Origin of the sequence: Agrobacterium sp. SORGH_AS_0745 (assembly GCF_030818995.1) — a bacterium.
Classification (GTDB): domain Bacteria; phylum Pseudomonadota; class Alphaproteobacteria; order Rhizobiales; family Rhizobiaceae; genus Agrobacterium; species Agrobacterium tumefaciens.
Map to the genome: position 1 here is coordinate 80,112 of NZ_JAUTBI010000002.1, position 22,845 is coordinate 102,956.

Below are 22,845 nucleotides of genomic sequence, written 5' to 3' on the forward strand. Positions count from 1 at the left end.
GTTGACTAGGCGGGATAGGACAGACGTTGGCGATGACCCGTTTCACTGGCCTTTGTGATCGCCTCGAGCACCCGGTGACGATCGAGTGCGACCGCGAAGTCCGGCGCATCTGCGGTTCCGTCGCGGAGGTCGGTGGCGAGCTGGGCGTAGAGGCGGGCGACACCCGCCGCGGGCGCCTCGAGTTGCAGGTCCGGAGCCGCATATGCGGTTGGGACCCGTAGCTGCTGGACTGGCTCGCTGCCGCGGCGCAACGTGATGGTCACATCGCCGAAGTGGATGTAGCCCGACGCCGTCTCCACGAGCAGACTGCCTTCCGTGCCCTGGATCTCCCACACCAAGCCGGCGGACTGCCCGGCACTGTAGTGCAGCGAGGTGACGATCCCGCCTTCGAGAACGCCGGCGACGATGATCTCGTCCGGCGCGTCCTTCAGGAGGGACGTGCCATCCGAGAGGCGGACGCCGTCGCCGCGCTGATTTGCCGCGACGGCGGACAGGCTCTCGAACGAGCCGAGTACGTGCGCGAGCGGTTGGAGTGCGTGGCCGAGCATGATGCTTTGAAGCGTGGCGCCATTCTCTGCGCGGGCCATGTATTCGAATGGCGGGTCATATCGGCCAACCCACATTTCGTCGTTCAGATGCGCCCGAACGCTCGTGCTGAGCGGCATGCCGATCACGCCCTGCCGGACGAGGTCGCGGAGATAGCGGATCGGCGGGTGCAGGCCGCCCTGCAACCCAATGACCGTGCGCAGCCGCCGTTCACGGGCAACCCCCTCCAGCGCTTCGGCTTCCGATAGGTTTCGCGCGAGCGGCCATTCGCAGTAGACCATCTTGCCCGCGGCGAGCGCGTCGGTAACGATCTGCTTGTGATCAGGCACCTTGACCGCAACCACCACCAAGTCGACCTCCGGCCGCAGGACTAACGCCTGATGTGTGTCAAAGGCAAGATCGGCGCCCAGGAGGCTGGCGGTCGCGTTCGCACTCTCCATACGGGTCGTGCTGACGGCGCGGATCTGGAATGCATCGAGCGCCCGCAGCGCGGGGACGTGGGCAATTCCGCCCCAGCCTCGATCGGCACTGGCGCCGATGATGCCGACGCCAATCCGGGTGTTTGCTGAGTTTGTCATGTAGGCGTGCTCCTGTCTGGTGCAGCCCGGGCAATGCTCGCCGTGCTGCTTCACCATGGTTTCGTTTTCGGACAAATGCTCGGGTGCTTAGTGACCAAGCATTGCCGTGCGTTGCGGCTGCGTGGGTTTGAGCGCACGTGATGCAAGCGCAGGGAGTTAAACGTGAGCCCAATGGGCCTCGAGTTCGCGCGCGACATCGGCCGGACGCTCTATCATCGGCCAATGCGAGGCGCGTAGCTTCACGACAGCGCGTGCGTGTGTGGCATTGCCGAGCTCGTCAGCGAAGCGGTGCGGCAGGAACGGATCGTCCAGGCCCCAGATCACCAGCGCTGGCGCAGTTATGCTACTCAGACCCGGTTTCCACTCCGCCCCGACCTCGATTGCGGAACGGTAAAGTGCGAGAATGCTCGCCCGCATGGTGGCATCGAGATGCCGAACCGATTCATCCGCCGCATCTTTCGGCATCTGGGCCTCGACGAGTTTCGCCGCAAATTCACCGAGGTCGAGCTCCTCCATCCATTGCTCGCCCTCACCTGGGGTCTGCCAGATCTTGGCGAGATTGTGCCAGGGATATTCCGGATCAATTGGCCCGCTGATGCCGGTCCAGGTCCGCACCAGATCCGGTCGGATCGAGGTGAGACGGGCTGTCAACAGGCAGCCCCAGTCATGACCGACCAGATCTACGGGTTCGCCGATCTCAGCGATCCGGTGGATAAGCCAGTCGAGATACTCTTCCTTTGTTGACCTGAAGTCTGGCGGCAACCGATTGCCAAAGCCGGGGAGATCGATCGTAACGATATCCTTGCGTTGAAGATAAGAGCGGACGGTGTCCCAGAGTCGGTGGGTATCTGGTACGCCGTGGACGAGTACTGCGGGCATGTCGGGATCTCCAAATTATCGATGTTAGGATGATATCGATACCCGGGTGTCGCAGAAGCCGCCATTTGAGGAACCCTACGTTGCTATCTCCGCAACCCACCCAACATGCGTTTCACTCCCCGTGCAAGTTCATGTTCCACCATGGCAAATTGGTTCTGACCCATATGTGGGGCGGCCGGTAGGCAAGGGTTTCAGCGCAAATCGCTTTCAGAGGGTGTAGTCAAAATGTCCGGCCTGTGAGTGCGGTCACAGACGGCTGGCCACGTTGAGAACTGCAATCGGAGTGTTTCACCGAACACGATTCCGAGCAGGGTGTACCCCAGCCGATGGCCAGTCCGTTCCTGAAAGACGCGCGACTTAGACGCGGTACGACCACACCATTCGATCCAATGCTCCAAAGCCACCTCGTGGAGTGAGAGTGGAAAGCTAGTAGTTGATGATACCGGGCTAGCCTCCACTCTGAGACCTCCTACGTTACAAGCCATGGATCCGTCGGCATGTCTTAGGTTAGCGTGCCGCCGTCAACTGTCAGGATGGTTCCGGTGATTTGCCGGGCCGCACCAGATGCGAGGAATGCCACTGCAGCCGCGACATCCTCCGGCTCGCCGTACCGGCCGAGCGGAATCAGAGCACGCTGGAAATCTCCGAACTCGCCCTCGGCCGGGTTCATTTCCGTGTTGGTTGATCCCGGCTGAATGAGGTTGACAGTAATGTCACGGGGGCCAAGTTCTCGCGCCAGACCGCGGGTAAATGATTGGAGTGCCGATTTAGTCATTGAATAAACCGTCGATGGTCCCACAATGCGTTCTGCGCCTGCGGAACCGATTGTGACGATCCGGCCGCCTTGGCCGAGATACGGCATCGCGGCCTGCGATGCCAGGATCGGGGAGCGAGCGTTGACGGCGAAGAGGGCGTCGATCTCGGCGACGGTGAAATCCGCCACATCCTTGTAGATCGCGATAGCCGCATTGTTCACCAAGATGTCGAGGCCGCCCAACGCCTGCGCCGCCTCATCAACCGACCTCTTGACCGCATTGGGGTCCATGCTGTCAGCTTGGATAGCCAACGCTTTGCGCCCTTTGCCTTCGATCGTTGCGACAACTTGCGCTGCCCGATCAGCGGCGCGTTCATACGTGATCGCTACGTCGGCACCTTTTTCGGCCAGTGCGATTGCGATCGCGGCTCCAATGCCGCGGGAAGCACCAGTCACAAGCGCACGTTTACCTGCTAGTTCACTCATCGATTTATTCCTTTTGTTATCGACAGGGGAATTGTTGCGCCCGGCCGCCTTGCGGCGGGCGTCCGTGCGGCCTGCCGCCGTACGATTATTTTCGGATTACGCGATCAGGACCGGCAGACCGCTCAGGCGGCGGTTGTCCATGTCGTCATGCGCGCGGGCTATTTCGTCGAACGGATAGCGGACGGTTTCGAGATCACTGAAGATGCCTGAGCGCAACGCATCCCAGAGCTGAGAGGTCGCGATCTCGACTGTCGGTCCCCGGACGTATTGCGGGGTGCCGCCGCTGCGGACATCAACGCCTCGTCGCACAAGATCGGCGGCCGGTGCTGGCTGACCCGTCGCGGCTCCGATCGCGGCAATTACACCACCATCTCGGACACTTGACACGCCCAACGAGAAGGTCGCCCGGCCGACGAAATCATAAACGACGTCGACACCGTCAGGTGCGATCGCACGGATCTTAGCGGCGATATCTGGCTCGCCAGCGTGGAAGGCATGAGTAGTACCGGCCGCGACCTTGTCGAGCTTATCCGGCGATCCGGCGACGCCAATCACTGTAGCACCCAGCGACTTCGCCCAGCGAGACAGGATAGCGCCCACGCTTCCCGATGCCCCAAGTACCAGCACTCTGTCGGTGGATTTCAGATCGTGGAGACCACGCATCCCCATCCAAGCCGTCCCACCCTTTGCCAAAAAGGTCGCCGCGATCTCGTTCGAGATATCGGCGGGCAGCCGGATGAGCGGCCCGTTCGGAATGATCCTCTCGGTGGCATACGCGCCTTCCGAAAAGAAGTAGGCGACCCGATCGCCGACCGACAGCCCCTCGACGCCGGATCCGACCTCGGTGATCGTCCCGGCCGCTTCAAAACCTGGGACCGCCGGCAACGCCATAGGATACTGACCTTTCCGTACCATCGTATCGACGAAGTTAAGGCCGATCGCATCTTGAATGAGCTTGACCTCGCCGGCACGAGGCGCGCGCAGGTCTTTCTCGATGACTTGCAAGACCGACGGTCCGCCGGACGACTGCATTTGAACGAATCTTGTCATGATCTTGTCTCCGTGTTCCAGATGTCGCGGCGTTCCGATTGCAGAAGAAAGGAGCGCAGCGATGTTCAATCGAACTTGACGAGGTTGAGAGCGGGCAGCGGGCCGCCGGGGAACTGAACCAGCTGGCTGCCGGCCGCGAGCCCACCGAGATCGATCCCGAAGAAGCCGAGGCGATCAATGATGGCGGCGACCTCAGCCTTCGCCCTCATATCGTTGCCCGAGTAAAACAGGACGCGCCTGCCTCCTTCAGAGCGGGGGTCGCCCGAAAGTTGGCTTGGCGTCAGGTGGTTGAACGCCTTGACGACTCGCGCGCCTGGTACAAGGGCGGTGAAAATATCCGTAGAGGTCCGGCCGCCGAGGTCCGCTGGTCTGTAAAGCGGCGCTTCGATAGAGTTGTTGGCATCGATTACGATCTTGCCGTCGAAGTTCAAACCGGCGAGCGCTCCAGGTATCTTTGACCACGGGACCGCCACGAGAACGATGTCTTGCGCCGTGGCCTCTTGCAGGCTTCCAGCCCGGATCGTGCTGCCTAGCTTCGAAACAAGCATCGTGAGGCTTTCCGGTCCTCGGCTGTTTGCGATCACGGCTTCGATTCCCGCCTTTCCGAGCGCGGTGGCAAATGCACCCCCTATATTGCCGGCTCCGATAATTCCTACGGTCATGACCCACTCCTTACGGTTCGTGAGAATTCTGTCTGCGACGGTCGGTTTTCCCGCTGCATGCTGGGCCTGATGCGGTTGGCTTTGCAGAAAACCGGTTCTGCTGTTGGCTGGAATATGGATGGCAAATACACGCAGCATAAGTCATAAATGATTTGTTTTAGTTTCAATCAACGTTTGAAGGTTACGTTTATGGAGACACTGGCAAACCTCGAAGCCTTCGTCCGAAGCGCAGAAGCGAGCAGCTTTTCTGGGGCTGCACGGCGTCTCTCAATCACACCGGCCGCAGTCAGCCGGAATGTTGCAATGCTGGAACGGAACCTCGGTATACGGCTGTTTCACCGCTCAACGCGGAAGCTGACCCTGACCGAGGCGGGGGAGTCGTTTCTGGTAAGCATCGGCGACAGCCTGAACCACCTTCAGGGGGCAATCGACGGGGCATCACAAACGAAGGGCGAGCCCGTTGGCGTTTTGAAGCTCAGCATGAGTTTGTCGTTCGCGATGGGATACGTTCTCCCCGCACTGCCCGACTTTCTGGCCCGTTATCCGGGCGTCAGACCTGACTGGCATTTCGACAGCCGCAAGGTCGATCTTATCGCCGAGGGTTTCGACGCCGCGATCGGCGGTGGTTTCGAACTCAATCCTGGCATCGTTTCCACGACGCTCGCACCCGTACACGTTATCGCGGTCGCATCGCCCAGCTATTTTGCTGCACGTCGCCGGCCGGCTAGCCCCGCCGATCTGGCCGATCATGCCGGAATCTTGATGCGGTCCTCGAATTCGGGTCGGATCAGGCAATGGATGATGCGGGACGCTCAAGGACGCGAAGAGCGCGCGCTCCTCAACGAGACAATTGTAATGAGCGACGCCGCGCCCATGGTGCAGGCGGCAATTGCGGGGTTGGGCATTGCATTGTTGGCCGTACCCGATGTGCTGCCGCATCTGGAAAGTGGCGCGCTCGAACGTATCCTTCCGAAGTGGTATGCCGATGCCGGATCTATCTCGCTCTACTACTCAGGCCGCGTGCTCCAACCGCTAAAAACACGCGCTTTCATCGATTTCTATACTGAATATTTTCGTCGCGAGCGCCTCAGTGCCCGGTTTGCAGGCAGTCTCGGCTAACGTCCACACGTCCTTCTTAGCTTCTTTGAAAAGAGTGGTAGTTGGGCTGCATAAAATATCCCATATTCAACACATGCTTGAATATGATCCAACCGATATTACGCTAATAAACTAGGATAGGAATGGGCAAATATATCACTCCACAGACACGTAAAGGAGTGAAAAATGACTGAATTAACCTCGTCTCGATATCTTCCACTGAGCGGCAAGACCGCACTTGTTACCGGTGGATCACGATCTATAGGCGCATCAATCGTCCAGCGTTTAGCAGCCGACGGCGCTCAGGTTGCCTTTACCTATCGCGGATCACCTGCGAAGGCTGAGGAAGTCTCCGTCGCCATAGAGAAAGCGGGGGGTCGCGCCCTGGCTATCGCAGCTGATGCCGCTAATCCGGATGCAATACGAGCCGCCGTCGCCGAGACGGTCGATAGGTTCGGCGGCCTCGACATTCTTGTAAATAATGCAGGGATCGCCTTCGCCGGTCCGATCGACCAAATCGCATTCGATGACTATCAGGCAATGCTCGCCGTCAACGTAACAGGCGTTTTCGTTGCTACGCAGGAAGCCGTACGTCATATGAAGGATGGCGGCCGGATCATACAGATCGGCAGTTCAATTACGAAATATGCCGGGGTTCCTGGGCTCTCAGCATACGGCCTCACCAAGGGGGCAGTTGCCGGCTTCAACAGAAGCCTGGCACATGACCTCGGGCCACGCGGCATCACAGTCAACACAGTACATCCGGGCCCAACCGACACCGATATGAATCCTGTCGATGGCGAGTTTGCGGCTATGCAAATCTCGCGTATCGCGGCCGGCCGCTATGGGAAGCCTCAGGAAATTGCGAGCGTTGTCGCATTCCTTGCAAGTCCAGACGCCTCCTTTGTTACGGGTGCTGACATCCGGGCTGATGGCGGTTTCACATCCTGAAATATCCCGGAGCAACGGGCAAACCGCGCTCCAACGACCTTCAGTTTTAACACCTCACCAATTTACCAATACTCAGTATGGGCAATGACGGAGCGCGCGAGGCGACGCTGCAGGGATCGCAGTCCGGCGCGCCCCGAAAACAACCACCTTGGGCTAACCCTCGCCTTAATCCGGAGAAATTCCTTTGTCTGAGACAGCATATTCAAATGAGCGCGATGATCTGCCTACAGCGTCACCTGCTTCGTGGCTAGCCGTAGTATCGCTTGCCTTTGGGGCATTTGGTCTCGTCACCGCGGAATTTTTGCCAATCAGTCTGCTGACGCCGATAGCGACCGAACTGGGCGTTTCAATGGGTGTGGTTGGCCAGGCTATCACGGCTACAGCCGCGGTGGCTGCGATCGCCGGGCCATTTCTCATTCTAGTGTCAGGCGAGCTGGACCGCCAGAAGATTGTTTTTGGCCTGACGGCGATGCTCATCATCTCCAACGTCCTTTCGGCCTATGCCCCCAGCATCACAATACTCCTGGCCTCTCGCGCGATTCTGGGCTTCGCTCTCGGTAGTTTTTGGGCCATGATGGCCGCGCTTGCTTTGCGTTTGGTCCCTGCCGACAAGGTGCCGCGGGCTATTTCGATCATCATCATGGGTATCTCCCTCGCCACAGTCTTTGCTGCACCGCTTGGCACTTTCCTTGGAGAACTGTGGGGATGGCGCGCCGCCTTCCTTGCCGGGTCCGGCATTGGCTTGGTTGCGCTGGTGATCCAGATACTAACCCTTCCCAAGCTACCCCCCACCGCCGCGCCTGGCCTGAGCTCCTTCAAAGCGGCGCTGTCCCGTCGCTCGGTAGCCCTCGGTTTTGGAACGGCATTCCTCGTCGTATCAGGCCACTTCGCCGGTTTCACTTTCGTCCGCCCATTTTTGGAAGAGGTTACGCGCCTCGACATTTCAACCGTCTCACTTGCTCTCCTGGTTTTCGGCCTTGCCGGCTTCCTGGGAAATTTCGCAGGGGGCGTCATCGCCGAGCGTAATCCTGGTTGGGCCGTCGCCTTGTCCGCATTCCTGATATCGAGTGCCGCATTTGCGCTCACCCTTCTCGGCGCCATTGCGGGTGTTGCGTTCGCGGCGACCGCTCTGTGGGGATTTGCTTTCGGCAGTTTCCCCGTTGCGATCTCGATCTGGAATGCCCGCGCGGCACCTGATCACGCCGAAAGTGCCGGTGCACTTCTGGCGTCGATTTTCCAGGTCGCGATTGCGACAGGATCGGGTCTTGGCGGCCTCATCATCGACGGCTTCGGCTCTACTGGTGTAACACTTTACGCGGCCTCGGCGGCTCTTATTGGAGCGATGGTCATCCTCGGGTTCAAGAGGCAGTGAGTGACGAGGGTCGATCTAAGGGTCAACAATTGGCAGATAAATATACAAGGCTCTTGAAGCGAGAGTGCATGGAGAAGCCGGTTACCTTCAGTCACCTGCAGCAATTCGTTGCCATCCTGCTCCGATCTCAGTCCCTCGCTTCCGTTAGATCGAACTGTTTACGTCCCAAGGTGTCTTTCTAACTCGTCAATGATCCATCAGATCGTGACATCATGTCGTTCAAGCAACAACGGCGTTGCTCCGCTAAGAACTCGTGTTCGCGCACGCATCGGAACCGGACAGTAATCACGTATCATCGCCGGTGATCGAGGATGTCTTCTAGCCCTTTATCCCAGTAGGGGCGATTGCCGAACCGATTGATAAGCCAGTCGATGAACACTCTCACTTTCGGTGCCAGTTCGCGAGAACTGGGATACAACGCCCAAAGTGTCTGTGTTGAGATTAGCGGATATTCTGGAACGACTGGAACGAGTGCGCCAGATCGCAGCTCGTTCGACGCGCACCACGTCGCCATAAGAGCGATGCCAAGCCCGGCAGAAGCCGCGTCGCGCACTGCAGTGCCGTCATTGATGCGAAGGCTCGGCGTGACACGCCGCTCGATCACCTCCGAACCTTTCCCTCGAAACGTCCAGAGATCGAGCGTGCCGACGACGAGGCAGGTATGTTCCGCTAGGTCGTCGGGCGTACTAGGTCGGCCGTGTTTTTCGAGATATTTGGGCGACGCGACCAGCACCCGATTGTCCGGAGCAAGCCGCCGCGCGACAAAGGATGAGTCGCTGAGCTCGGTATAACGAACCGCCACATCGAAGGCACCCTCGACCAGATCAACGATGCTGTCCGAAATGCGCAAATCAAGTGCCAGTTCGGGATATTGCCTGCAGAATTCAGCCAGACCCGGCACAATATGCATTCGCGCGAACGAGGAGGGGGCGGCTACTCGCAAGGTGCCGCGAGGCGCAGCCTGCCCTCTACCAAGCGCCGCTCGGGCAGCTTCCGCCGCGAGCACAACATGTTCCGCATGTGGCAGGAAGGCGAGGCCGTCCTCCGTCAATGTCGCTTGCCGCGTGGTGCGATGGAGAAGCCTGGCGCTGAGTTTCCGCTCAAGAGCGGCGAGTTTGGCGCTCGCGCCAGCAGGCGTCAGACCCAAGTCGCGGGCTGCGGCACTGATGCTGTGCAGTTGGGCGATACGCACGAAGAGACTCAAATCGTCCACGTCCATGAGATGACTTTCAAATGTTTGTTGAAACTGATCCTAAAACGGAGGTGCTACCGAAAGCAATCGTGAGAGATCAAATAGGAGCCACCAAGACGGCGCCATGTATGGCGAGCCAGTCAAAGCCACCATCAAAGGGATATCACCATGACCAAGACCATGAAAGCAGCCATCCTCACTCGCTTCGGTGGCCCGGAATCGTTCGAACTTTCCGACGTGCCGAAGCCAGGTCCCCAGGCGGGACAAGTCCTGGTTCGCGTCCATGCCACGTCCGTCAACCCCTTGGACTATCAGGTTCGGCGCGGCGACTATTGTGACTACGTGCCATTGCCGGCCATTACGGGGCATGACGTGTCCGGCGTTATCGAAGCGGTGGGAACGGGCGTGACGATGTTCTCGGTTGGAGATGAAGTTTGGTACACGCCGCAAATATTCGATGGTCCGGGAAGTTACGCCGAATACCACGTTGCAAACGAGAATATCATTGGAAGGAAGCCCAGCGCGCTCAGCCATCTGGAAGCCGCCAGCCTCAGCCTGGTCGGCGGAACAGCTTGGGAAGCTCTTGTCTCGCGTGCTGCCCTTAGGGTGGGAGAAAGCATCCTGATCCATGGTGGCGCGGGAGGGGTAGGGCATGTGGCCATCCAGGTCGCGAAAGCCATCGGCGCGAAGGTCTTCACGACCGTGCGCGAAGAAAACTTCGAGTTTGCGCGAAGTGTCGGGGCAGATGTCGTTATTGACTACAGGAAAGAAGATTATGTCGACGCCATCATGCGGGAAACCGAAGGCCTCGGGGTAGACGTCGTGTTTGACACCCTCGGCGGCGACACATTGTCCCGCAGCCCGAAGGTGCTCGCGCAACTTGGTCGCGTTGTCTCGATCGTGGACATTGCACAGCCGCAGAACCTCATTGAGGCATGGGGTAAGAACGCGAGCTACCACTTCGTCTTTACGAGGCAGAACCAAGGCAAGCTTGACGAGCTGAGCACACTGGTTGAACGCGGTCAGCTGCGGCCGCACGTAGGCGCCGTCTATTCGCTCGCCGACCTTCCGCTTGCCCATTCGCGGCTCGAGAAACCCAATAACGGTTTGCGGGGTAAGATCGCCATCGCCATTGGCCCGTCGGCCGACACAAAGGTGCAACCATGATTTATGAGATCGCCGTGCTGCCCGTCTATGAGGACAAGATCAGAGAGTTCAGGCAGGCATTCGAGAGCGTTGTTCCTCTGCTCACACGTGCGCAGGGTTACCGCGGTCACGTTCTGGCTCAGGGGATCGAAACGCCGAAGGTCTTCAACCTAATCGTGCTATGGCGCTCGCTTGAGGATCACACTCCAGGTTTCGAAGCGAGCGAAGACCATGAGGAGTTCATGAGAGGCATACGGGCATATTTCTCGGAGGAACCGACGGTCTATCATCTCGAGGGCGGCTCCCTAGCCGCAAACGAGCACGACAAAGGCGAGGTCGCTGCCTGACACTAGCGACCTCTGCCATGTCAAAATACAGAGCGTGTGCCAGATAACCTATACATCTCTGGCTTGATATCGCTGTGCGCGAATATCGTTGCCGGGATCCAGCCCACCTTTGACTTTTCGCGTTTCAGTGGGGTGAAAAGCATTGCTGGCGAGGCCCGTTGAATGGTTGGAAGGTGTTGTCGAACGCGCGGTAAGAACGGTATCGCGCGAAACACCAGCTGACATGCCTGTCTCCGTATAAGTCGCGCTGAGGCAGTTCGTAGCGGGGTTGCTGGGACTGCGCGATAGCGCCACCAATTATGGCGCCAGCTGCAAGACCTCCGAGAACCGCTGCGGCATTGGAACTATTGTGACGCCGGTGATGATGCCAAGGGCGGTTGTGCTGGCGCCAAGGGCGATGATAGCTTGGGCGGTGATGACCATAATGGCCATGCCAATTATGTCTGTTAGGCCGCCACCTTCGGTCGCCATTCCACTGAACGTTCTGGACGGTGTACCGAGTGTCCGGGTTCGAGGGGACAAAAACCGGGGCCGCCTGACCGGGGATTGCAGCGGAGAATGCAATTATCAATGCGATCACAAATATCGCTATCTTCTTCATCTTCTAATCCTTTAGTGAGAAGGAGTGTTTGTCCGAAACGGAGGCATACTCGGGCGAGGATGCGGTCACCCGATGCGCGAACTCCGCGCGGTCAATCGTCAAAGAACCCGGGGTCGAGTTTTTCGAGTATGGAATGAGCAGTTTCGATGCGAGCGGGGTTTGGCCAGAACCGATTCGCAAGGATTACAATTCCGGTACCGCGCTCAGGCTGAAAGAGGGCATAAGCTCCGAAGCCGCCCGTCGAGCCTGTTTTTGATGCGGTGGCAACCATCTCCGCCGGCACATGCAAACTGGGAGGATCAATTTTGTTGGCCTTCAGGACGAAGTCGGGATCGACACCCTGAAGTAGATCAGCGCGCCTGGCCGGAGCGCGATAGAGTTCCCAACCCAAGCCCTGATACATTCGATGAACTTGGTAAACCGGCGAGCGGGCCGCGATCAATGCCGTCTTCAACGGGCCTTTGAATCGGTCGGGATTTACCGACGCCTCAACAAAGCTAAGAAGGTCAGCCGCGGTTGTCTTGATGCCGTAAGCCTCGTCGTCGAATACGCCGGGATTGACCCGTACCGGTGCATCGGCGCTCGTATAGCCCTGTGCATATGAACTCAAGCGATCTTTGGGAACCGAAAGGAAGGTATCCGACAAGTTCAGCGGCTGGATCACCTTTTTACCAAGAAGTGAAGGAAAGGGAGCGCCGGCTCTTTTTGCCGCGAGATAGCCAGACAGTCCGATGGACGTATTCGAATAAAGGCGACTGGTGCCGATTTCGCCAGTGGGTTCGAAAGCCTTATAGAAGCTTAAAAAATTTTGCTCATTGACCCCGGCAGGGAACTGCAGTGGAAGCCCTCCCGCCACGTACGTATGGAGATCGAGAAGCGAGGCCGCTCCGAGTGGGCTTTGCGATAGTTCCGGGAGAAGCTCTTTGACCTGGGTCGAGAGAGAAATTGAATTTTCAGCTTGGAGGCGTGCAAGCAATGTTCCGGTGAAAGGTTTGGACAAAGAGCCAATCTCGAACAGTGTCGCGCCGTCCACGGGTGAACCCGTTTCTCGGGACGAGACCCCGTAGTGAAAAACATGGTGCTGGCCAGCGAGCAGGATACCGACTGAAAAGCCTGGAATCTGATGTTCAGCCATCACAGGTTTCACGATTCTGTCGACAGTCGAGCGGATATCATCCTCGGATGCCGCTGGCACAACCGGCAGCACGATCCCAAACAGGACAGCCACTGTACTTAGAAAAATGCGCATTCAAACTCCACCCGCGAGACTGTAAGGAGCGCTTTAGACAGATACTTCTACCACTCGATAAAGCGCCTTTCCTGCAGTCATGAACTTTCAAAATTACGGGAACGTTACACCCGCTAAACGGCTTGAGGTGGCGAGCAGACCGGTAACGGCGCATCGGCGACTGCAATTACTTTGCGGCGAGCGAAGCGACCTACACGCGGTCCGATGGTGTTGCGCAGTTCCAGTATTCCTAACCACGCCCGGCAATCTGCAATGCGTTTCGCCAGCGGATAGCAAATACGCTCCCATGGTCCGGCGAGGATTTGAGCTCGATAAACCCGCCATGCTTTTCGACGATCTCGTTGACCATACTCAAGCCGAGACCCGCTCCGGATCCATGAGGATTGACGCGATAAAATGGCTCGAAAATGCGTGAATGAAGGTCCCCCGCTATGCCGATGCCTTGATCGGAGATAAGGACGGAACCATCGGCCTTCACCTTGACCACGATCTCGCCGCGCCCGCCTCCATATTGAATGGCATTACGCACGAGATTTGAAAAGGCGCGGTCCAACGCTTCGTCGTCACCTTCAAGGGACACTTTGGAAACATCGGTTTCGAAAGAGATTTCGTAGCCTTTGGAAATCGCGAATGGCGCGAGGTCGGCAACGACCTTTGACAGGAGATGTGTTAATTCGATTTTCTTCGAAATCGGCGGGTTCTGTCGATATCGTTCGATATCCAGGAGCTGGTTTGTGATGGCGGTCAGCCGTTTGATGCTCTTTTGAATGTGAAGCTTCTCTTCGCTTTGCGGCAAGGTGTCTGAGCGGACCTGAACTATGGCAAGGGGCGTGCGCAGTTCGTGAGCTGCGTTGACGAAAAAGCGTTCTGTTTTCTCGAACCCGGCGTCGAGCCGATTGAGGGCGAGATTGATCTCCCTGACGACCCGCAACAGCTCTTTGGGCAGTCCGGTTTCGTTTACTACACCGCCTCGGGCTTCAAAATCGATTTTGTTCAATCGGTCGGTGAGCGTCCCGAGGGAGCGAAGCGACCATTTTGTCACCCAAGGGGCACCGACGAGGGTGACTAAAAGAAGTATGAGGGCGGGCACGCCGATCGTTATCTGACCTACGACAAAAACGAGCTGGTAAAGGGACATCGAAACGCCCCCAGCCATAATCGTCGCTTCACCCGCTGCTGTCTGAACTTTATCAATCGTGGCCTGTCGATCGGGGGCATCGACGTAGCCGCGCAGTTCGACGCTGCGAAAATTGTCAAGAAAAGCAGCATTCTCACCGATGTCCTTCGGTATCACCCCATGAGTGAGTGTTGTGCCATCTGCGAGACGAACCGCAAACCAGGATTTAGGCCGCTCATCCATCACAGTTCGGAGCGCCTGCGTGGGGCTGACCGCCACGACGCCATTTTGGTCAATTGTGACGGATTTTGCGATTTCTTGCGGGTACCACGTTGATGGGACCGCGCCACGGGGAGCACTCAACGTCGCGATGTATAGAACGAGCCCGAACGAGGCGATAATGGTGAGGAGCTGAAGCGTGATGAAGCCGAGAGTGAAGCGCCAGCGGAGAGAATGGTGCGACATGTTATTTTTGCTCATGGAGGAAATATCCGACGCCGCGAATGTTGCGGATGACGATATCCGCACCAGCATCCGCTAGTTTCCGCCGCAGGCGCGACATGTTTGCTTCCAGCGAATTCGACTGGATCTCGTCGTCGAAGGAGTAAACGCTTTCCTCCAATGAAGACCGCAGCACCGTTCGTCCGAGATTCTTGAGAAGCGACTCGATGATCAAAAGCTCTCGTCGAGCGAGCTCCTGCCGGATTCCGTTGACGTACAGGTCTCGTGTCACCCGATCATAACGGATATTGCCGGCCGTGATGATGTCTGGCTTGGCTTCAGGCGTTCGGCGTGCCACTGCGTTAAGGCGGGCGATCAGTTCATCGACCTCGAACGGTTTGGGGAGATAGTCGTCGGCCCCTCCGTTGAGCCCGGCTATCCTGTCTTTCGTGGATCCCATGGCAGAGATGATTATCGAGCGCGGTGGATTGCTTGTTTGCCGGATCTCGGCGAGCAAAGTGCTGCCGTCGCCGTCAGGAAGCTGGCGGTCGATGAGAACAACATCGTATCGTTCGACGGCGATCGCTTCTCGCGCCATGGCGAGATCCGCCACAGCTGCCAGTACGAAGTCATGCCTCGAAAGCGCTGTCCGAAGCGCTTCGGCCATTTCGGGATCGTCTTCGACCAGCAAGATTTTCATGTCGCTAAATGAAGTACCTTAGGAGATAGATGATTTCAAAGGCTTGGTAGACCGCGCCCAAGAAAGGAGTGGGACGATAGGCGCGTGAAGTGTCAGGACGTGCTCGGCTGCAGCCCCGTACCTTTGCCCGATAGACCGCTTTTTTCCCCGCCACAGGTGGAAAATGGTGCTACCGGTTAGATAGGCGCCGAGAGCCGTGACGATACTTCGATTAAATGCGGTTTCCATAGAGGGGTCGCATCATTGGTAAGAGGCTTGAGGCCAAACGTCTCGAAATTGGTCTTCATCAGCCGAAAGCCGCTCCAGAGATTGGTTTCGATCAGCTCAGCCTCCCACCGAACTCGAAACTAATCCCGCCGCCTCTCTCTTTTCATGCGCTCATGCTGCCGGCGCGCATCTTCTGCCATGATCTGGCTTAGCCTGGCAGCCTCGAGGGTCCGCAATTGCGCGTCGTCACGGCGCTGCTGCTGCTGTAGCATGCATCCGGTATGAGATGATGATCCGTATCGTGCGCCCATTCCAGAGCAAGTGTCGAGGTCGGCGTAGCGTTCCTGTTCCGGTGTCTGGCAGCCGGTCAGGATAAGGAGGCCTGCGAACACCGTTCCGACAGATAAGCGTCGCATGAAAACGTGACCCGGGGAGGCTTTGCTCATTTGATGTACCTTCTTTCTCGGTAAATTCATTCGATTGCGAGAGCGAAGCGCGATCCCGCCGGCAGTTTATGGGATTTCACAGTTACGCAGAAATTACGTAAGTGCCGGACCAAGCTTGCTCTTACCGTTGACTCCGACGTGACGTCATAGTTTAGGTCACGTGTCGATATTGTTTTAGTGTGGGCGGCCCGCGAGACATCGCGGTCCGTCGACGTTGCGAGGTTCGACATGACTGCACCTGATCTCATCCCGATTGAAACGTTTTTCGGCACGCCGGAATTTTCGCGGGCGCAGATTTCTCCCGATGGCCGGCTGGTGGCCTATCTTGCGCCTTGGCGTGGGCGGTTGAACATCTGGGTGCGGCCTGTCGGACAAGGCGCGGCGCGGCGACTGACGGGTGATGACACGCGCAATATCGACGGCTTTAGTTGGACGCACGATGCTCGCCACATTCTCTTCGTGCAGGACAGCCGCGGCGACGAGAACTGGCACCTTCATCGCGTAGAGGTGGACGGGGCAGAAACGGTTTGCGGGAAGGCGCTAACTGTCGACTTGACGCCCTTTGCCGGCGTGCGGGTGATGGGCCTGGACTTTTCCGCCGCGCTTCCGGGCAAGGCTTTCGTGCAGATGAACCTCAGAAGTTCCGGCCTGATCGACCTGTACGAGGTCGATATCGAAAACGGTGAAATCAGGATCGCTGCAGAAAGTCCTAATCGCTTCGTACGCTGGACCGTTACACCGAACAGTCCGATGCATGCCTTCATCATCGACGACGCCGGTGACCACGAACTGGCTCGCTACGAGAATGGGGGTTTCATCACGTTGGCCAGACTTAAGGGGCGTGACCAGCCAATCGGGCCGATGCCGCTGATGGTTGCGGCGGATGGAAAGAGCATCTTCGTCGGCTGCAATACGGGGAGCGACCACACCTATCTTGCCGCCATCGACCTTGCGACGGGCAGGCAAAGGGTAATCGACAGCCAACCCGATTGCAGCCTCGATACGCCGCGACCTGAGGCCGATCCGCGCTTTCCGTCCAGCCTGATCACCAATCCTGTGACAGGCGAGCTGCTGGGACTACGGTACCTTGGCAAAAGACAGAAGATACGGCCGCTGAACCCGCATTTTGCCGCCGTGCTAGATAGTTTACAGCGGCTGTCAACCGGGGAAATAGGACACATTTCCTGCGATGTCGGTGGGGGAAAATGGGTGATCGAATTTTGGGATGACCGACATCCCGGCACGACATGGTTTTACGAACATGAGAGCGGCGAAGCGTATGTGCTTGGCGAGCGATTTTCAGAGCTCTCAGCCGAGCGGCTGGCGAGCGTACGACCCATCGATGTGACGTCGCGCGACGGATTGACGTTGCCGTGCCATGTCACTCTGCCCGTCGGGTTCGATGCCAGGAATGAGCCGTGTGCGCTGCCGACCGTGCTTCTGGTACATGGCGGGCCGTGGTATCGCGATGCCTGCATTTATGATCCGGAAGTGCAGTTCCTCGCCAACCGCGGCTATGCCGTGCTGCAGGTGAATTTTCGCGGCTCGACCGGCTACGGCAAAGCGTTCATGCAAGCCGCGATCGGGGAGTTCTCCGGCCGTATGCATGACGACCTGATCGACGGGCTCGACTGGCTAATTGGGCAGGGTATCGCTGACCCGGCGCGGGTGGCGATCTACGGTTGTTCCTATGGCGGTTATGCCGCGCTGGTGGGCGCCAGCTTTACGCCCGAGCGCTTCGCTGCCGCTATCGACTATTCCGGCATGTCCGATCTCCGCGTGCTTGTGGATGGGGCCGTCCCATTCGTGCGGCCTGCGCTGATCAACACCTACCTTACTTACATGGGCGATCCAGACATCGAGATGCAGAACCGCGACATGCTTGCGCGCTCACCGGCAAGCCGGCTTAGTTGCATCTCTAAACCGCTTTTGGTGGTCCACGGCGCGAACGACGTACGTGTCGCACAGGCACAGGCGGATCTGGTGGTGGAAACGGTACGCGCCAATGGAGTGGAGGTTGATTATCTTCTGAACGAGCGCGAAGGGCACTGGTTCATCAATGAGGATAGCAATATTGAGCTTTACCAAAGGATCGAGCGCTTTCTGGCAAGGCATTTGAGGGGCGAGCACTGAGGGGGGCTCATGCACAGCAAGGAGATCGCAGGACTGGCGGGCGTGAGTATCCGCACGCTGCGGCACTACCACCAGATCGGACTTTTGCCGGAGCCGCCAAGGACGAATAATGGATATCGCATTTACGGCCTGCCGCATCTGATCCGGCTGCTGCGTATCGTTCGATTGACCGCGCTCGGTATTTCGCTCTCGCAAATCCCAACGCTTCTCGACGATCATACCGGGATGAGCATAGGCAGTTTAGAGGCTCTTCATGACGGGCTGACGCGGCAGATCGAACTTCTCGAGCATCAACGCCGAATTGTGGCAGCGTTGCGCGACGGCAAAGGACCGCCCGACATGGCGCCGGAATTCGCCGCGTCGTTGGTGGCCCTAGACGCGGGACGAGAGCCTATAGCCGTACGAGCCGGTCGAGAGCAATTTGTACTCCTGTCACACCTTTTGGATAAAGAGCAGCGCTCAGAACTGGCCCGGCTCTACGACCAACTGGCAGATCTCGAACATGGTGCTACCGTAAGAGAGCTGGGGCATCGTTTCGATGCCTTGGGGCCAAGTAGCAGCGACAACGAGATTTCAGCGCTTGCCGACGATTACATCGCACATCTCGGGTCATGGATGAGAGACTTCGAAAACGCTCTAAGCAGAAGTGGGAAACAGCAAGCAGCAGCGCTGCTCTGGCTTCATGCCCTCGATAGTACGAACAATCAGCAGAAACGATTACTGACGGAAATAAGAACCGGGCTGGCATCCAGCCGCTGATCGCCGTTTTGGGCTGGTCAACTCGCAAGATGATTGACCGATTGCGGTGGGCAGGCGCACTAAATTTCGGCGGTTTGCCGTTCCCAAACATCATCACGCCATATTCTAAACTCTTGGTTATGGCCGGAGAAGATTATAACCAAGAGCAATATCATGGATATCAACGTTGCTTTGAAAGCTTTTATCCGCACCGTCGAGAAGGGTTCGATTACGGCTGCGGCACGGGACCTCGGGGTAACGCAGCCGGCCGTTACAAAGCATATCTCGAACCTGGAACGGCACGTCCAAGCCAGGCTTCTGGAGCGCTCGTCGAAAATCGTTCGCCCGACGGCGCATGGGCTCGAATTGTACGAGGCCAGCCGCGTTGCGATCGCATCGATCGACGCCGCGCTGGAGGGCGTTCGCATCAACACAGGTGAGATTGAAGGCAATCTGAGAATTCACGCCCCATCTTGCATTGGTGTTGGCCATCTCGAACGGATTGTCGGTGAGTTTCAGGATGAGTATTGCGGGATTTCCGTCGAACTGGCTCTCGACGAGCGCACCATCGACTTGGTCTACGATAACTTCGATTTGTCGCTTCATTACGGAAAAATCGAAGACCAGGAGGTTATCGCACGCCGCATCGGGTGGGTGGAGCGATTTCTTGTCGCCTCCCCTCGTTACCTGAAACAGGTGGGGAAGATTGAAGACACCCAACGGCTTTCGGAACTTGAGGTCATTGGTACCCCAAAGATGCTCGCTCAGCGTAATACCATTTCCCTGCTTGGACCTGGCGCGCGCGCTGAGGACGTTGTTGTCAGGCCGATACTCACAACGAACAATGCGCATGTGATGATTGCAGCACTTTTACGTGGTCGGGGCGTCGGACTGGTGCAGAAGAACCTCGTATCGGATTTGTTGGCCAGCGGCGAACTTGTAAGGGTGCTGCCCGACTATTGGCTCCGACCTACCGAAGCTTTCCTTGCTTACCCGTCCACGAAGTTTATGCGACCAGTCGTTAGAGCATTTACAGACTTCGTCATGCCGCGCCTCAGAACCATTGAAGGGATCTCCCCGGAGCAGCGGTAGCCGTCAGGGCATAGCCAACGGTTATGAGGGCTATCACTCATGCAGATATGGAATATTCGGTCGAAGGGAGAATACTGTGCGATTCAAGCAATGTTTGCCAGGCGCAACCCCAAGGTCACTTTCCATAATGCAGAATAGAAACAGTTTCATATCTCGCCGTAAGTTTGTACTCGGCTCTCTGGCGGCGCCGGCCATACTCGGCGGATGCACAACAGTGCAAGAAAGTTCGGCGTCGAACTCGCCCCAGCCAATTACCGATCCAATGCCTTCACCGATCGGCCCGGAACTCGCTTCAAGTTACGCGGCGTTTGAAGATGGCGGACATCTCGTTCCCGCAGTTCCTATTGAGCGAATGAACCCGGAATATCTCAGGCAGCGCGTTGTCAACCCTACCGGCGAGGCGCCGGGGACTGTTGTCGTCGACACGCCAAAGCGATTTCTCTATCTGGTGGAAAACGATGGAAGTGCGTTACGATACGGGGTCGGTATCGGGCGAGATGGATTTTCCTGGGAGGGCAAGGGATATATCCACTGGCGCCAGCATTGGCCGCGATGGAAGCCGCCAAGCGAGATGATCGCGCGGCAACCCGAACTGGAAAAATACTCCGTTGCCAACGGAGGAATGGATCCCGGCCTACTCAACCCGCTCGGCGCTCGCGCTCTTTACATTTTCCAGAACAGGCAAGATACGCTCTATCGTCTCCACGGCAATCCCGAATGGCAATCCATCGGCAAGGCTGTGTCATCGGGCTGTGTGCGCCTCATGAACCAGGACATCGTGGACCTTTATGAGCGCGTTCCCTTCCATGCGCCGATCGTCGTGCATCAGGCGCCAATGGCCGTATGATATCGAATCTCGGCTTCAGCTTCCGGTGCTACTTTGCCGCGCTATGGATTGCCCGCTACTAGTAATACGGTCGGGCAAGATCGGCGCAGATGTTCTCCGAAGGAAGCCATACATGGGGGAACGCGGCCAGGATGCCGTTTCTCAGCCACTGCTGCGCCGGATGCCCGTCATTGCGACGATGCCAGGACAACACGAACGGGATCGGGTTCAGGGGCAGAGGAAAGTCGAACACAGCTAGGCGTTCGGCAAAACCTGAATGGGCCACGACGCTTTCTATCACGGTCGCAACCATATCCGACGATGCGATCAATGCCGGCGCCGCATGCATATGGGGAATGGTCACGGCGGACCGCCTCTTGAAATTTTTCGAGGCCAGTGCGGCATCGGCAACATCGAGGCCGTCATTGTCGGGCGCGACCAGGATATGTGTCAAAGACAGGAATGTCTCGGCATCGAACCGGCGATCCAGTATCGGATGATCCTTCCGCAAGATACAGACGAACCGTTCCTGGAAAAGACGCGCGGTCAGGATCCGGCTCGTAGGCGTCGGAGGAATTCCGACCGTCAGATCGACGCCGCCGCTGTCGAGCAGGGAAATCGCGTCATCGCGGCTGCTATAATCCCTGACCTTGATATCAATGCCGGGGGCTTTTTCCTCAAGCAATGACAGGAGGCGCGGCAATATGACTGAACCTGCATGCGCCGAAACGGCAATGGAAAAAGACATGGTCGATTTGCCGGGATCAAAACCCTGCGTGAATTGCAAGGTCCGCTGAATTTCCCGCAGAGCAAGCGAAATAGGTTCGGCGAGTTCTACCGCTCGCGGTGTGGGTTGAAGGCCGGTCGGCCCGCGAACGAACAATTCGTCACGCAGCAGAAACCGCAACCTCGACAAAGCCGCGCTCATGGCAGGCTGGGTACGGCCAATACGGCTTCCGGCGCGTGTGACATTGCGCTCGGAATTGAGGGCGTCAAAGGCAACGAGAAGATTGAGATCGATCCCATGTAAATTCATGGAATGGATCATTAAGCCCATCCTTCATCAATCTCAAGCATCTTTTCCGTGTCACCGCGAGTGTCCGTTTCCGTCATTCAGCAACCAGCCCGGATATTCGACGGGCAGACGACTGACCGCGTCGAGCTTCGCCATATCGTCATCGTCCAGGTCAATCGATACGGACCGAATGTTTTCCTGCAATTGCTCGACGCGCTTCGCACCGATGATGACGGTCGAGACGACCCTTTGCTTCAGCAGCCAGGCGATCGCGATTTGCGCCGGGCTGGAGCCGTGTTTCTCCGCGACAGCTTTCAGGACCGCGATCAGGGGCTCTCCCCGGATGCGATTGATGGGTGGAAAATCCAATTCTGTCTGTCGGCCGCCTGCAGCATTGCCACCAGGAGAATACTTTCCGGTGAGATAGCCGCCGGCAAGCGGACTCCAGACCATGAGGCCAACACGTTCCGATGAGAGCAGCGGGCCGATCTCCCGCTCCAGATCGCGTCCGACAAGCGTATAGTATGCCTGCAGCGACGTGACAGGTGCGAGGGCTCTGGCGCGTGTTATCCCGATCGCCTTCATGACCTGCCACGCGGCCCAGTTCGAAAGACCGATGTAGCGAACATCGCCGGCCCGGACGAGTGTATCGAGCGCCTCCAGCGTTTCCTCGATCGGTGTCGCGGAATCGAATGCGTGGATCTGGTATAGATCGATGTGGTCCAGACCCAGCCGGCCGAGGCTTGCCCGGCATTCGGAGATTATGTGTCCCCGAGAAGCGCCGCGATGGTTTGGTCCGTCACCCATGGCGGAGGCGACTTTGGTGGCGATCACGACATCGCTGCGCGACACTCCAAGGCTCTTCAGCGAACGTCCCAGTATTTCTTCGCTGCGTCCGTGCGCATAGACGTTTGCCGTATCGAACAGGTTTATGCCGGCGTCGAGAGCGGCCTTGACCAGTGCATCGGCATCTCCCTGTCCAAGTCTTCCCACCTTTCCCCATAATCCGTCAGTTCCGCCGAATGTCATGGCGCCGAAACACAATTCCGACACGAACAACCCGCTTTCACCCAGCTTGCGCACTTGCATGATGTCGTCCTTCTTTTTGATATTCTCGAGTTTGGCGGGCGGCGGTAGCTTTCGTTGAGCGTATTTCCGCACTGATTGCGTTCACGGCCGGCTCGACATTCGTTGCGAATGCCGAGCCTTTCTGCGGCGC

21 protein-coding genes are annotated in these 22,845 nt (G+C 57.8%); 9 read left to right on the top strand and 12 right to left on the bottom strand.

From position 1 onward, the window contains the following. Positions 1 to 5: 5 nt before the first annotated feature. The 5 genes from QE432_RS09765 to QE432_RS09785 all read right to left on the bottom strand — a co-directional run bounded on the left by QE432_RS09765 (position 6) and on the right by QE432_RS09785 (position 4,955). Positions 6 to 1,124: a Gfo/Idh/MocA family protein gene (locus QE432_RS09765; protein ID WP_306624018.1), complete on the bottom strand. Its 1,119-nt coding sequence runs from the start codon at positions 1,122 to 1,124 to the stop codon at positions 6 to 8. A 156-nt stretch (positions 1,125 to 1,280) separates the two neighbouring features. Further along, the gene (locus QE432_RS09770) at positions 1,281 to 2,003 is read right to left on the bottom strand and encodes an alpha/beta fold hydrolase (protein ID WP_306624020.1); all 723 of its coding nucleotides are present in this window, start codon (positions 2,001 to 2,003) and stop codon (positions 1,281 to 1,283) included. 502 nt (positions 2,004 to 2,505) lie between these two features. After that, entirely contained in the window at positions 2,506 to 3,243 is a 738-nt protein-coding gene (locus QE432_RS09775) for an SDR family NAD(P)-dependent oxidoreductase (protein WP_093002189.1), read from the bottom strand. Positions 3,244 to 3,339: 96 nt separating this feature from the next. Then, on the bottom strand, positions 3,340 to 4,293 hold the full coding sequence (locus QE432_RS09780) for a zinc-binding dehydrogenase (RefSeq protein WP_306624022.1): 954 nt from the start codon (positions 4,291 to 4,293) through the stop codon (positions 3,340 to 3,342). 65 nt (positions 4,294 to 4,358) lie between these two features. Beyond that, entirely contained in the window at positions 4,359 to 4,955 is a 597-nt protein-coding gene (locus QE432_RS09785; RefSeq protein WP_112497115.1) for an NADPH-dependent F420 reductase, read from the bottom strand. Positions 4,956 to 5,144: 189 nt separating this feature from the next. On the opposite strand from QE432_RS09785, the gene QE432_RS09790 reads away from it, so the two are divergent. The 3 genes from QE432_RS09790 (at position 5,145) to QE432_RS09800 (ending at position 8,376) form a co-directional block, all read left to right on the top strand. After that, positions 5,145 to 6,074: a LysR family transcriptional regulator gene (locus tag QE432_RS09790; RefSeq protein WP_112497076.1), complete on the top strand. Its 930-nt coding sequence runs from the start codon at positions 5,145 to 5,147 to the stop codon at positions 6,072 to 6,074. 165 nt (positions 6,075 to 6,239) lie between these two features. Then, positions 6,240 to 7,004, top strand: coding sequence for a 3-oxoacyl-ACP reductase family protein (locus QE432_RS09795; protein WP_306624024.1), 765 nt, complete (start codon positions 6,240 to 6,242; stop codon positions 7,002 to 7,004). Positions 7,005 to 7,188: 184 nt separating this feature from the next. After that, entirely contained in the window at positions 7,189 to 8,376 is a 1,188-nt protein-coding gene (locus tag QE432_RS09800; protein WP_165422075.1) for an MFS transporter, read from the top strand. 292 nt (positions 8,377 to 8,668) lie between these two features. On the opposite strand, the gene QE432_RS09805 is transcribed toward QE432_RS09800, so the two are convergent. Further along, the gene (locus tag QE432_RS09805; RefSeq protein WP_130692408.1) at positions 8,669 to 9,595 is read right to left on the bottom strand and encodes a LysR family transcriptional regulator; all 927 of its coding nucleotides are present in this window, start codon (positions 9,593 to 9,595) and stop codon (positions 8,669 to 8,671) included. A gap of 153 nt (positions 9,596 to 9,748) precedes the next feature. On the opposite strand from QE432_RS09805, the gene QE432_RS09810 reads away from it, so the two are divergent. Both QE432_RS09810 and QE432_RS09815 read left to right on the top strand, forming a co-directional pair. Next, entirely contained in the window at positions 9,749 to 10,735 is a 987-nt protein-coding gene (locus QE432_RS09810) for a zinc-dependent alcohol dehydrogenase family protein (RefSeq protein WP_113244012.1), read from the top strand. Next, positions 10,732 to 11,061: an antibiotic biosynthesis monooxygenase family protein gene (locus QE432_RS09815; protein WP_115039452.1), complete on the top strand. Its 330-nt coding sequence runs from the start codon at positions 10,732 to 10,734 to the stop codon at positions 11,059 to 11,061. Before QE432_RS09810 ends, QE432_RS09815 begins: the two co-directional genes overlap by 4 nt. Positions 11,062 to 11,185: 124 nt before the next feature. Here the strand turns inward: QE432_RS09815 and QE432_RS09820 are convergent, their stop codons facing one another. The 4 genes from QE432_RS09820 to QE432_RS09835 all read right to left on the bottom strand — a co-directional run bounded on the left by QE432_RS09820 (position 11,186) and on the right by QE432_RS09835 (position 15,169). Next, positions 11,186 to 11,662, bottom strand: a complete 477-nt coding sequence (locus QE432_RS09820; RefSeq protein ID WP_130692410.1) for a BA14K family protein — start codon at positions 11,660 to 11,662, stop codon at positions 11,186 to 11,188. Between the two features lie 91 nt (positions 11,663 to 11,753). After that, positions 11,754 to 12,911: a serine hydrolase gene (locus tag QE432_RS09825; protein WP_130692412.1), complete on the bottom strand. Its 1,158-nt coding sequence runs from the start codon at positions 12,909 to 12,911 to the stop codon at positions 11,754 to 11,756. A gap of 229 nt (positions 12,912 to 13,140) precedes the next feature. After that, positions 13,141 to 14,508, bottom strand: coding sequence for a sensor histidine kinase (locus QE432_RS09830; protein ID WP_306624027.1), 1,368 nt, complete (start codon positions 14,506 to 14,508; stop codon positions 13,141 to 13,143). Then, positions 14,495 to 15,169 carry a response regulator transcription factor gene (locus tag QE432_RS09835; RefSeq protein WP_112497083.1) on the bottom strand — a complete coding sequence of 225 codons (675 nt, stop codon included), beginning with the start codon at positions 15,167 to 15,169 and terminating at the stop codon, positions 14,495 to 14,497. The genes QE432_RS09830 and QE432_RS09835 overlap by 14 nt, the downstream gene beginning before the upstream one ends. An 881-nt stretch (positions 15,170 to 16,050) precedes the next feature. Between QE432_RS09835 and QE432_RS09840 the strand changes: the two genes are divergently transcribed. The 4 genes from QE432_RS09840 (at position 16,051) to QE432_RS09855 (ending at position 20,632) form a co-directional block, all read left to right on the top strand. Then, positions 16,051 to 17,955, top strand: coding sequence for a S9 family peptidase (locus QE432_RS09840; protein ID WP_130692414.1), 1,905 nt, complete (start codon positions 16,051 to 16,053; stop codon positions 17,953 to 17,955). Positions 17,956 to 17,964: 9 nt separating this feature from the next. Continuing rightward, positions 17,965 to 18,714: a MerR family transcriptional regulator gene (locus tag QE432_RS09845; RefSeq protein ID WP_130692416.1), complete on the top strand. Its 750-nt coding sequence runs from the start codon at positions 17,965 to 17,967 to the stop codon at positions 18,712 to 18,714. Positions 18,715 to 18,867: 153 nt separating this feature from the next. Then, positions 18,868 to 19,785: a LysR family transcriptional regulator gene (locus tag QE432_RS09850; protein WP_306624030.1), complete on the top strand. Its 918-nt coding sequence runs from the start codon at positions 18,868 to 18,870 to the stop codon at positions 19,783 to 19,785. A gap of 127 nt (positions 19,786 to 19,912) precedes the next feature. After that, entirely contained in the window at positions 19,913 to 20,632 is a 720-nt protein-coding gene (locus QE432_RS09855; RefSeq protein ID WP_165418245.1) for a L,D-transpeptidase, read from the top strand. Between the two features lie 58 nt (positions 20,633 to 20,690). On the opposite strand, the gene QE432_RS09860 is transcribed toward QE432_RS09855, so the two are convergent. Together QE432_RS09860 and QE432_RS09865 are read right to left on the bottom strand one after the other, a co-directional pair. Then, the gene (locus tag QE432_RS09860; RefSeq protein WP_112497088.1) at positions 20,691 to 21,668 is read right to left on the bottom strand and encodes a LysR family transcriptional regulator; all 978 of its coding nucleotides are present in this window, start codon (positions 21,666 to 21,668) and stop codon (positions 20,691 to 20,693) included. 30 nt (positions 21,669 to 21,698) lie between these two features. Beyond that, positions 21,699 to 22,715 (bottom strand): aldo/keto reductase, encoded by a 1,017-nt coding sequence (locus QE432_RS09865; RefSeq protein WP_306624033.1) that lies wholly within the window; start codon positions 22,713 to 22,715, stop codon positions 21,699 to 21,701. Positions 22,716 to 22,845 lie beyond the last annotated feature (130 nt).

What these genes read in the sequence shown, in the direction of transcription:
- QE432_RS09805 (WP_130692408.1), bottom strand. Translation starts at nt 9,595, where the DNA reads ATGGACGTGGACGATTTGAGTCTCTTCGTGCGTATCGCCCAACTGCAC.
- QE432_RS09790 (WP_112497076.1), top strand. Translation starts at nt 5,145, where the DNA reads ATGGAGACACTGGCAAACCTCGAAGCCTTCGTCCGAAGCGCAGAAGCG.
- QE432_RS09855 (WP_165418245.1), top strand. Translation starts at nt 19,913, where the DNA reads ATGCAGAATAGAAACAGTTTCATATCTCGCCGTAAGTTTGTACTCGGC.
- QE432_RS09815 (WP_115039452.1), top strand. Translation starts at nt 10,732, where the DNA reads ATGATTTATGAGATCGCCGTGCTGCCCGTCTATGAGGACAAGATCAGA.
- QE432_RS09835 (WP_112497083.1), bottom strand. Translation starts at nt 15,169, where the DNA reads ATGAAAATCTTGCTGGTCGAAGACGATCCCGAAATGGCCGAAGCGCTT.
- QE432_RS09785 (WP_112497115.1), bottom strand. Translation starts at nt 4,955, where the DNA reads ATGACCGTAGGAATTATCGGAGCCGGCAATATAGGGGGTGCATTTGCC.
- QE432_RS09765 (WP_306624018.1), bottom strand. Translation starts at nt 1,124, where the DNA reads ATGACAAACTCAGCAAACACCCGGATTGGCGTCGGCATCATCGGCGCC.
- QE432_RS09860 (WP_112497088.1), bottom strand. Translation starts at nt 21,668, where the DNA reads ATGGGCTTAATGATCCATTCCATGAATTTACATGGGATCGATCTCAAT.
- QE432_RS09825 (WP_130692412.1), bottom strand. Translation starts at nt 12,911, where the DNA reads ATGCGCATTTTTCTAAGTACAGTGGCTGTCCTGTTTGGGATCGTGCTG.
- QE432_RS09780 (WP_306624022.1), bottom strand. Translation starts at nt 4,293, where the DNA reads ATGACAAGATTCGTTCAAATGCAGTCGTCCGGCGGACCGTCGGTCTTG.
- QE432_RS09775 (WP_093002189.1), bottom strand. Translation starts at nt 3,243, where the DNA reads ATGAGTGAACTAGCAGGTAAACGTGCGCTTGTGACTGGTGCTTCCCGC.
- QE432_RS09770 (WP_306624020.1), bottom strand. Translation starts at nt 2,003, where the DNA reads ATGCCCGCAGTACTCGTCCACGGCGTACCAGATACCCACCGACTCTGG.
- QE432_RS09810 (WP_113244012.1), top strand. Translation starts at nt 9,749, where the DNA reads ATGAAAGCAGCCATCCTCACTCGCTTCGGTGGCCCGGAATCGTTCGAA.
- QE432_RS09850 (WP_306624030.1), top strand. Translation starts at nt 18,868, where the DNA reads ATGGATATCAACGTTGCTTTGAAAGCTTTTATCCGCACCGTCGAGAAG.
- QE432_RS09830 (WP_306624027.1), bottom strand. Translation starts at nt 14,508, where the DNA reads ATGAGCAAAAATAACATGTCGCACCATTCTCTCCGCTGGCGCTTCACT.
- QE432_RS09840 (WP_130692414.1), top strand. Translation starts at nt 16,051, where the DNA reads ATGACTGCACCTGATCTCATCCCGATTGAAACGTTTTTCGGCACGCCG.
- QE432_RS09820 (WP_130692410.1), bottom strand. Translation starts at nt 11,662, where the DNA reads ATGAAGAAGATAGCGATATTTGTGATCGCATTGATAATTGCATTCTCC.
- QE432_RS09865 (WP_306624033.1), bottom strand. Translation starts at nt 22,715, where the DNA reads ATGCAAGTGCGCAAGCTGGGTGAAAGCGGGTTGTTCGTGTCGGAATTG.
- QE432_RS09795 (WP_306624024.1), top strand. Translation starts at nt 6,240, where the DNA reads ATGACTGAATTAACCTCGTCTCGATATCTTCCACTGAGCGGCAAGACC.
- QE432_RS09845 (WP_130692416.1), top strand. Translation starts at nt 17,965, where the DNA reads ATGCACAGCAAGGAGATCGCAGGACTGGCGGGCGTGAGTATCCGCACG.